Annotated in this window: 10 protein-coding genes; 6 read left to right on the top strand and 4 right to left on the bottom strand. The window is 70.6% G+C overall.

All coding sequences use genetic code 11. The features are described from left to right. The 4 genes from VGL85_RS15635 to VGL85_RS15620 form a co-directional block, all read left to right on the top strand. A partial coding sequence (locus VGL85_RS15635; protein WP_331589888.1) for a HAMP domain-containing sensor histidine kinase occupies window positions 1–1,131 on the top strand: 1,131 nt, incomplete at its 5' end. After that, the gene (locus VGL85_RS15630) at window positions 1,128–1,562 is read left to right on the top strand and encodes an HPr kinase/phosphorylase (RefSeq protein ID WP_331589887.1); all 435 of its coding nucleotides are present in this window, start codon (window positions 1,128–1,130) and stop codon (window positions 1,560–1,562) included. The genes VGL85_RS15635 and VGL85_RS15630, both read left to right, overlap by 4 nt. Window positions 1,563–1,643: 81 nt before the next feature. Continuing rightward, entirely contained in the window at window positions 1,644–2,048 is a 405-nt protein-coding gene (locus VGL85_RS15625) for a PTS sugar transporter subunit IIA (RefSeq protein WP_331589886.1), read from the top strand. Between the two features lie 4 nt (window positions 2,049–2,052). Further along, window positions 2,053–2,331, top strand: coding sequence for an HPr family phosphocarrier protein (locus VGL85_RS15620; protein WP_331589885.1), 279 nt, complete (start codon window positions 2,053–2,055; stop codon window positions 2,329–2,331). 3 nt (window positions 2,332–2,334) lie between these two features. Here the strand turns inward: VGL85_RS15620 and VGL85_RS15615 are convergent, their stop codons facing one another. The 4 genes from VGL85_RS15615 to bioF are packed head-to-tail and all read right to left on the bottom strand — an operon-like array spanning window position 2,335 to window position 5,955. Further along, window positions 2,335–3,096, bottom strand: coding sequence for an ABC transporter permease (locus VGL85_RS15615; protein WP_331589884.1), 762 nt, complete (start codon window positions 3,094–3,096; stop codon window positions 2,335–2,337). Then, the gene (locus tag VGL85_RS15610) at window positions 3,093–4,037 is read right to left on the bottom strand and encodes an ABC transporter ATP-binding protein (RefSeq protein ID WP_331589883.1); all 945 of its coding nucleotides are present in this window, start codon (window positions 4,035–4,037) and stop codon (window positions 3,093–3,095) included. Before VGL85_RS15610 ends, VGL85_RS15615 begins: the two co-directional genes overlap by 4 nt. Before the next feature lie 44 nt (window positions 4,038–4,081). Continuing rightward, window positions 4,082–4,783 (bottom strand): dethiobiotin synthase, encoded by a 702-nt coding sequence (gene bioD / locus VGL85_RS15605; RefSeq protein WP_331589882.1) that lies wholly within the window; start codon window positions 4,781–4,783, stop codon window positions 4,082–4,084. Beyond that, complete coding sequence (gene bioF / locus VGL85_RS15600; protein WP_331589881.1) at window positions 4,780–5,955, bottom strand: 8-amino-7-oxononanoate synthase; 1,176 nt, start codon at window positions 5,953–5,955, stop codon at window positions 4,780–4,782. Before bioF ends, bioD begins: the two co-directional genes overlap by 4 nt. A 72-nt stretch (window positions 5,956–6,027) precedes the next feature. On the opposite strand from bioF, the gene VGL85_RS15595 reads away from it, so the two are divergent. Then, complete coding sequence (locus VGL85_RS15595; RefSeq protein ID WP_331589880.1) at window positions 6,028–7,290, top strand: adenosylmethionine--8-amino-7-oxononanoate transaminase; 1,263 nt, start codon at window positions 6,028–6,030, stop codon at window positions 7,288–7,290. A gap of 61 nt (window positions 7,291–7,351) precedes the next feature. Beyond that, on the top strand, window positions 7,352–8,353 hold a 1,002-nt coding region (locus VGL85_RS15590; RefSeq protein WP_331589879.1), incomplete at its 3' end, for a S41 family peptidase.

The following is an 8,353-nucleotide window of genomic DNA, read 5'->3' as shown; positions in this document are numbered from 1 at the left end:
GCCACCGTCAAGGCCGCCCGCGCCGCCCTAGACGCCGAGGTGCGCCAGGCCCTGCAGGGCCGCCATGTGTCCGACCTGCGCCGCGACGAGGAAGGCCGCCGCGTCGTCTCGGTCTCCGTCCCGATCCAGAACGTGCGCCAGGTCCTCGGCGTGCTGACCCTGGAGGCCAACGACGTCGACGCCATCATCGCGCGCGAGCGCGAGGCTCTGATCCCCTTCGTGGTGATCGCCGTGGCGGTGACGCTCGCCTCGTCCCTGCTGCTCACCCGCCTGATCGCCCAGCCGGTGCTGCGCCTGGCCCGCGCCGCCGACCGGGTGCGCCTGGCCCGCGCGCGGGCGATCTCGCTCCCCGACCTGTCGAGCCGCGAGGACGAGCTCGGCGACCTGACCCGCAGCCTGGAGGCCATGACCCAGTCGCTGACCGAGCGGATGGACGCCATCGAGAGCTTCGCCGCCGACGTGGCGCACGAGATCAAGAACCCGCTCACCTCCCTGCGCTCCGCCGTCGAGACCCTGGACCTGGTCACCGACGCGGCGGCGCGCGAGCGGTTGCTGAAGGTGCTGAAGAACGACGTCCAGCGCCTCGACCGGCTGGTCACCGACATCTCCAACGCCTCGCGCCTGGACGCCGAGCTGTCGCGCGACGCGCCCAAATCGGTGGATATCGAACGGCTGGTGGGCGAGATCGTCGGCCTCTACCAGGCCACCGCCAAGCCGGGCGAGGTCGGCGTGACCTTCCATCGCTCCGGCGCCATGGAGCCGATCACCGTCCAGGGCCGCGAGGGGCCGCTGGGCCAGGTGTTCCGCAACCTGATCGACAACGCCCGCTCGTTCAGCCCGTCGGGCGGCGAGGTGGTGGTGGCCATGCAGCGCGCGGTGGGCCGGGTGATCGCCACGGTCTCCGATTCAGGCCCGGGCATCCCACCGGAGAACCTGGAGACCGTCTTCGAGCGCTTCTACACCTCGCGGCCCAAGGGCGCGGCCTTCGGCGGCAACTCGGGCCTGGGCCTGTCCATCGCCCGCCAGATCGTCGAGGCGCACGGCGGGACGTTGCGGGCCCAGAACCGGCTGGTCGACGGCAAGACGATCGGCGCGGTCTTCATCCTGATGCTGCCGGAAGCCAAGAAATGATCGCTCATGCGGGCCTGATCGCCGCCCGCACGGCCGGTCACTGGCGGGGCGTGCTGATCGAGGGGCCGGCGGGCGTGGGCAAGAGCGACCTGGCGCTGCGCGCCCTGGGCGCGGGCTTCCGCCTGGTCGCCGACGACCGGGTGCTGCTCTGGACCTGCGACGGCCGCCTATGGGGCCGCGCCCCGGAGATGCTGGCGGATCTGTTGGAGGTGCGCGGCCTGGATGTGGTGCGCCTGTCGGCCCTGCCCTTCGCCGAGGTGACGCTGGTCGCCCGCTGCGGCGCGCCCGATCGCATGCCCGCGCCGCAATCCACAGAAATCTGCGGCCTCGCGATTCCCCTGATCGAACTCGATCCGCGAGAGGCCTCGGCGCCTGCGAAACTCAGTCGCGCGCTCGCCCTCTTTGACGCAGCGCACAACAGGCGTATTTAGCACGGCTTCGCGGAACGGGTTCCGGGCCGCGCGGGTGGGGATACCCTTGGCGCAAATTCGTATGTCCGGGCCGAGCGTCTGATGATCGGGCTCGTGATTGTCACCCACGGGCGGCTGGCCGAAGAGTTCGTCTTCGCCATGGAGCATGTGGTCGGCCCGCAGGCCGCGGTGGAGGCCATCTGCATCGGCCCCGACGACGACATGGAACGTCGCCGCAAGGACATCCTGGCCGCCTGCGGGCGGGTGGACACCGGCCACGGCGTCATCCTGCTCACCGACATGTTCGGCGGCACGCCGTCCAACCTGGCCATCTCGGTGATGGAGCAGACCAAGGCCGAGGTGATCGCGGGCCTCAACCTGCCGATGCTCATCAAGCTCGCCAGCGTCCGTTCGCGCCAGAGCCTGGAGGACGCGGTGGCCTGCGCCCAGGAAGCCGGGCGCAAGTACATTTCCGTCGCCTCCTACGTGCTGGCCGGCGAGAAATAGCCCGGTGAGCGGGGGCGCGAGCCGCACCGTCGAGATCACCAACAAGCGCGGCCTGCACGCCCGCGCCTCCGCCAAGTTCGTCAAGACCGCCTCGGTCTTCGACGCCGAGGTGCGCGTCTCCAAGGACGGCCAGACCGTCGACGCCCGCTCGATCATGGGCCTGATGATGCTGGCCGCCGGTCCCGGCTGCTGCATCGAGATCGAGGCTGAGGGCGTCGACGCCGCCGCCGCCCTGGACGCCCTGGAGCAGCTGGTCGTCGGCAAGTTCGACGAGGACGAGTAGCGCCTAGGTCTTCAGCCGCCAGCCCGTCCTGAAGATCCAGGTGACCGCGATCAGGCAGGCGAGCAGGAAGCCGAAGGTGGCCAGCAGGCTCATGCCCACCCCCACGTCCGAGACCCCGTAGAAGGCCCAGCGGAAGCCGGAGATCAGGTAGACGACCGGATTGCCGAGCGCGATCCGGCTCCAGGGGTCCGGCAGCATGGAGATCGAGTAGAAGCTGCCGCCCAGGAAGGTCAGCGGGGTGATCACCATCATCGGGATGATCGACAGCTTCTCCCAGCCGTCGGCCCAGATGCCGGTCAGGAAGCCGAACAGGCTGAAGGTGACGCTGGTCAGCGCCAGGAAGGCCAGCGCCACGAACGGATGGGCGATGTCGTAGGGCACGAACAGCCGCGCGGTGATGGCGATGATGATCCCCAGCATCACCGACTTCGAGGCGGCAGCGCCCACATAGCCCAGGAGGATCTCCACCGCCGAGATGGGCGCCGAGAGCACCTCGTAGATCGTGCCGGAGAACTTCGGCATGTAGATCGAGAACGAGCCGTTGGAGATGCTCTCGGTCAGGATCGACAGCATGATCAGGCCAGGCACGATGAAGGCGCCGTAGCTGACCCCGTCCAGCGCCGGCATCCGCCGCCCGATCGCCGCGCCGAAGACGATGAAATAGAGCGAGGTGGTGATCACCGGGGCGGCGATCGACTGGACGATGGTGCGGAAGGCCCGGGCCATCTCGAAACGGTAGATGGCGGCGATGGCGTGGACGTTCATGCCCCAGCCCTTTCTGACTGGCCCCTCACCAGGCTGACGAAGATCTCCTCCAGCGAACTCTGCTCGGTCTGCAGGTCCTTGAAGTCGACGCCGCGCTTGGAAAGCTCGCGCAGCAGCTCGGCGATGCCGGTGTGCTCGGCCTGGGTGTCGAAGGTGTAGACGAGGTCGGCGCCGTCGTTGGCGAGCGCCAGGTCGTAGCCTGAGAGGTTCTCGGGCACCGCCTTCAGCGGCTCCTGCAGGTGCAGGGTGAGCTGCTTCTTGCCGAGCTTCCGCATCAGCTCGGCCTTCTCCTCCACGAGGATCAGCTGGCCTTTGGAGATCACCCCGATCCGGTCGGCCATCTCCTCGGCCTCCTCGATGTAGTGGGTGGTCAGGATGATGGTCACGCCGCTTTCGCGCAGACCCCGGACCATCTCCCACATGTCGCGGCGCAGCTCGACGTCGACGCCGGCGGTGGGCTCGTCGAGGAACAGGATCTGCGGCTCGTGGCTGAGCGCCTTGGCGATCATCACCCGGCGCTTCATGCCGCCGGAGAGCGCCATGATCTTGGCGTCCTTCTTGTCCCAGAGGGAAAGGTCCTTCAGCACCTTCTCGATGTAGGCCGGGTTCGCGGGCTTGCCGAACAGGCCGCGGCTGAAGTTGACCGTCGCCCAGACGGTCTCGAACATGTCGGTGGAGATTTCCTGGGGCACCAGGCCGATCTTGTTCCGCGCGGCGCGGAAGTCCTTCACGACATCCGAACCGTCCGCCAGCACCCGGCCCGCCGTCGGGTTCACCAGGCCGCAGGCGATGCCGATCAGGGTGGTCTTGCCCGCGCCGTTCGGGCCTAGCAGGGCGAAGATCTCGCCCTTCTCGATGACGAGGCTGACGTCCTTCAGCGCCTGGAAGCCGCCGGCATAGGTCTTCGACAGACCTTCGACGGAGATGATCGATTGCGCCATTCGTCCCCCTGGACCTCGCAGATAGGGCCCAAAGGACGTTTCGGCTAGGCCGGGGCCGACACGGGAAGGTCGATCAGGGCGGCCAGCAGCGATTGCGCCCAGGCCTGGTCGCCGCCGCGCGGCGCCGGAAACACCGGGACGCCGCCGGCATGGGCGGCGATCAGGCTGCGGGTTTCGGTGAAGTCCGGCGCGGTGGGGTCGGCGTCCTGGCTGACGACGATGGCGCGCAGCGGATGGCCTCGCCCGCGGGCCACCTCGGCCGCCGTCAGGGTGTGGCTCATGGCCCCGAGATAGCCGCCGCCGACCAGCAGGACCGGCAGGCAGAGGGCGTCCAGCAGGTCGAGGCAGATTCCGTCATCCGCCAGGGGCGACATCAGCCCGCCGGCGCTCTCCAGGAGGAAGAGATCGGCCGCCGACGCCGCCAGCCGGCCGGCGCAGAGGTCGATGAGCGGCTCCAGCGGCAGGGTCCTGCCTTCCAGGCGCGCGGCGCTGGGCGGGGCGAGCGGGGCGGCGTACCGCCAGGGCGTGATCCGGTCGAGCGCCACCGCGCTCGGCGCCTCGCCCAGGGCGGCCAGCAGGCGGCCGGGATCGCTGTCGGCCCAGTCGGTGGGATCGAAGCCGCTGGCGATCGGCTTCAGCGCCTCGACGACGAGCCCTTGGGCGCGCGCCGCCCGGATCAGGGCGCAGGCGACGTGGGTCTTGCCGATGTCGGTGTGGCTTCCGGCGATGAACAGGGAAAGCGTCATGCGCCGACCCACGGCGCCAAGGCCTGCGCCAGGCGATCGACGTCGGTCTGCGCATGGGCGGCGGAGAAGGCCAGCCGCAGGCGCGCGGTCCCGGCCGGCACGGTGGGCGGTCGGATGGCGACGGCCAACAGGCCCTCAGCCTCGAGGTCGGCGGCGGCGGCGAGCGCGCGGTCGGCCTCGCCCAGGACGATCGGCACGATGGCGCTCTCGGCCCGCGGCAGGTTCAGGGCGCGGATGAGGTGTTGCGCGTGGGCGAGCGGCGCGGCGACGCGGTGCGGCTCGGTGGCGATGACGTCCAGCGCCGCCAGGGCGGCGGCGGCGTTCGCCGGCGGCAGGCCGGTGGAGTAGACCAGGGTCCGGGCCCGGGTCTTGATCAGGTCCACGACCGGCGCCGCGGCGCAGACATAGGCGCCGTAGCCGCCGAGCGCCTTGGACAGGGTCCCCATGGCGAGGTCGATGTGGGCGTCGGGGAACGCGGCCGATGCGCCGGCTCCACCGCCGATCACCCCCAGGCCATGGGCGTCGTCGACCAGCAGCCAGGCGTCGTGGGCGCGGGCGATGCGGCTGAGCTCGTCCAAGGGGGCGAGGTCGCCGTCCATGGAAAAGACGCTCTCGGTGGCGACGAGGACGCGCCCCGCCGCCCCGCGCCGCGCCGCGAGCTTGGTTGCAAGGTCGGCCGGGTCGTTGTGGCGGAAGGCCAGGGTCTCGGCGCCGGACAGCTTCGCGCCGGCCCAGATGCAGGAATGCGACAGCGCGTCGGCGACCACCAGGTCGCCTTCGCCCACGAAGGTCGGGATGATCCCGGCGTTGGCCAGGTAGCCGGACCCGAACAGGCAGGCGGCCTCCGCGCCCTTCAGCTTCGCCAGCCGCACCTCGAGCGCGGCGAACAGCGGACAGTCGCCGGTGACCAGCCGCGAGGCCCCCGCGCCGGTCCCGTAGGTCTCGATCGCGGCCACGGCGGCGGCCTTCACGGCCGGATGGTGGCTGAGCCCCAGGTAGTCGTTGCAGGAGAAGGAGACGAGCCTGCGGCCGCCCCGTTCCACATGGACGCCGTCCAGGCGATGGGTCGGCGCGAGCCGGCGACGCAGGGACCGGCTCTCCAGCGCGGCGAGCTTGGCCTCGGCGAACGCGGACAGGGACGGGGCACAGGCGTCGGGTAGGGCGTCGGGCACCGGCGGCCTATGCCCGACCTTGGCGCCGGCGGAAAGGCGCCTTAGCGGAACCTCCCGGTTCCGGAGCGTCCCATGTCCACGTCCCCCGCCTGGCTCACGGCCGGCGCGCCTCACGTCTGGCGGCCCTATTGCCAGATGAAGACCGCCGCCCCGCCCCTGCCGGTGGCGCGCACCGAAGGCGCGCGGCTGATCCTCAGTGACGGGCGCGAACTGGTGGACGGGATCGCCAGCTGGTGGACCGCCTGCCACGGCTACAACCACCCGCATATCCGCGCCGCGGTCCAGGCTCAGCTTGAGGCCGCCCCGCACCTGATGTTCGGCGGCTTGGCGCATGAGCCGGCCTATCGGCTGGCGGCGCGGCTGGCGGGCCTGTTGCCGGGCGACCTGGACCACGTGTTCTTTGCCGAGAGCGGGTCGGTGTCGGTGGAGATCGCCATGAAGATGGCGGTTCAATACTGGATCAACCGCGGCGTGGCCGGGCGGACGAAGTTCCTGGCGTTCCGTGGCGGCTATCACGGCGACACCCTGGCCACCATGACCGTCTGCGACCCGGAAGAAGGCATGCACAGCCTGTTCGCCGGGGTCATGCCGTCCCAGGTGATCGGCGACCTGCCGAGGGACGAAGCCTCGGAGGCGGCGCTGGGCCGGCTGCTGGGCGAGCGGGACGCTGCGATCGCCGCCATCCTGGTCGAGCCCCGGGTTCAGGGCGCCGGCGGCATGCTGTTCCACGACGATGAGACCCTGCGCCGCCTGCGACGCCTGGCCGATCGGCACGACCTTTTGCTGATCTTCGACGAGATCTTCGTGGGCCTGGGCCGCACCGGCGACCTGTTCGCCTGCCAGGGCGCCGGGGTGGTCCCCGACATCGTCACCCTGTCGAAGGCGCTGACCGGCGGGACCCTGCCGCTGTCGGCCGCCATCGCCAGCCGCAAGGTGTTCGACGCCTTCTGGTCGGACGATCCCGGCGCGGCCCTGATGCATGGGCCGACCTACATGGGCAATCCCCTGGCCTGCGCCGCCGCCAACGCCAGCCTCGACCTGTTCGAGACCGGCGCCTGGAAGGCCGACGTCGCCCGTATCGCGGCCGGCCTGGCCGAGGGGCTGGAGCCGTGCCGCGGCGCGCGGGGCGTGGTCGACGTCCGCGCCATGGGCGCCATCGGAGTCGTGGAGTTCGAGGCGCCGGTCCCGGTCCAGGCTTGGCGCCAGCGCTTCGCCGAGGCGGGCGCCTGGATCCGGCCCATGGGCAAGGTCGTCTACCTGACCCCGGCCTTCTGCACTTCCGATGCGGAGCTGGAGACCCTGACACGCGCGATCAGATCGGTGGTCTGCAGCTAGGCCTTGCGGTCGGCGCCGGGCCGAGGCCAAGCTCGGCCGCTGCCAGTCCGGAACCCAGCCGATGACCCCCAAGCATGCCGCAAGCCTTGCGGCCGCCTTCCTTGTCGGCGCCGGCGCAACGGTCTCGCTCGGCCAGGGCGCCCATGCCGCACCGCCGCCGCCGAATCCGGAGGTCCTCCACTGGCTGGGCGTGTTCGGGGACGTGCTCGACACCGCCGAGCGGGAGCACATCGAGCCGGTCGACAGCCCCAAGGCGATCCAGGCCGCCCTGGAAGGCCTGATGCAGTCGCTGGACCCGCATTCCAGCTATATCACGCCCGAAGAATTCGCCGCGCTGATCGGCAAGGGCCCAGCATCGGCCAGCGTCGGCCTCAATCTGTCGAACGACCGCCAGGGCGCGGTGATCGTCAGCGTCCTGCCCAACTCGCCGGCCAGCCGAGGCGATGTGCAGCGTGGCGACCACATCTTGGCAATCGACGGAACCAGCGCCGCTGATACCCTCGACAGGGTCGTCCACCGGCTCCGCGGGCCAGTCGGAAGCCCGATCACCCTGACCCTGGGCCGTGGCGACCGCCAGGTGACCGTGACCCTGATCCGTGACCACGTCGCCGCGGCGCCGGCGGTGACCTCGCGGATGATCGGGACGCAAGGCTATGTCTCCGTCGTGCGGCTCGACGACAAGACCGCGGACGAGGTCGCCAAGGCGATCAGGACGTTCAAGGCGGCCCAGCCGGCGATGACAGGCCTGGTGCTCGACCTGCGCGACTGCCCCGGCGGCCTGTTTGGCGAAGCCGTCGGCATCTCCGACATCTTTCTGGAGGGCGGCGTGATCGTCAGCCAGAGAGGTCGCGATCCCAAGGATGTGGAACGCTACATGGCCCATATGGGCGACGAACTCCGCGGCGCGCCGATGGCCGTGCTGGTCAACGGAACCACCGCCTCCGGCTGCGAGATCATCGCCGGCGCGCTTCAGGACCGCGGACGGGCCAGGGTCGTGGGCATGCCCACCTTCGGCCTCGGCGCGATCCAGACCGTGATTCCCGTGCACGGCGGCAAGGACGGG

The sequence above is a fragment of the Phenylobacterium sp. genome, assembly GCF_036501465.1.
Lineage (GTDB): Bacteria > Pseudomonadota > Alphaproteobacteria > Caulobacterales > Caulobacteraceae > Phenylobacterium.
This window is presented reverse-complemented; position numbering and strand designations above follow the sequence as displayed.

Coding starts and splice junctions, on each gene's coding strand:
- VGL85_RS15630 (WP_331589887.1), top strand. CDS start 1,128: ATGATCGCTCATGCGGGCCTGATCGCCGCCCGCACGGCCGGTCACTGG.
- bioD (WP_331589882.1), bottom strand. CDS start 4,783: ATGACGCTTTCCCTGTTCATCGCCGGAAGCCACACCGACATCGGCAAG.
- VGL85_RS15610 (WP_331589883.1), bottom strand. CDS start 4,037: ATGGCGCAATCGATCATCTCCGTCGAAGGTCTGTCGAAGACCTATGCC.
- VGL85_RS15625 (WP_331589886.1), top strand. CDS start 1,644: ATGATCGGGCTCGTGATTGTCACCCACGGGCGGCTGGCCGAAGAGTTC.
- VGL85_RS15615 (WP_331589884.1), bottom strand. CDS start 3,096: ATGAACGTCCACGCCATCGCCGCCATCTACCGTTTCGAGATGGCCCGG.
- VGL85_RS15595 (WP_331589880.1), top strand. CDS start 6,028: ATGTCCACGTCCCCCGCCTGGCTCACGGCCGGCGCGCCTCACGTCTGG.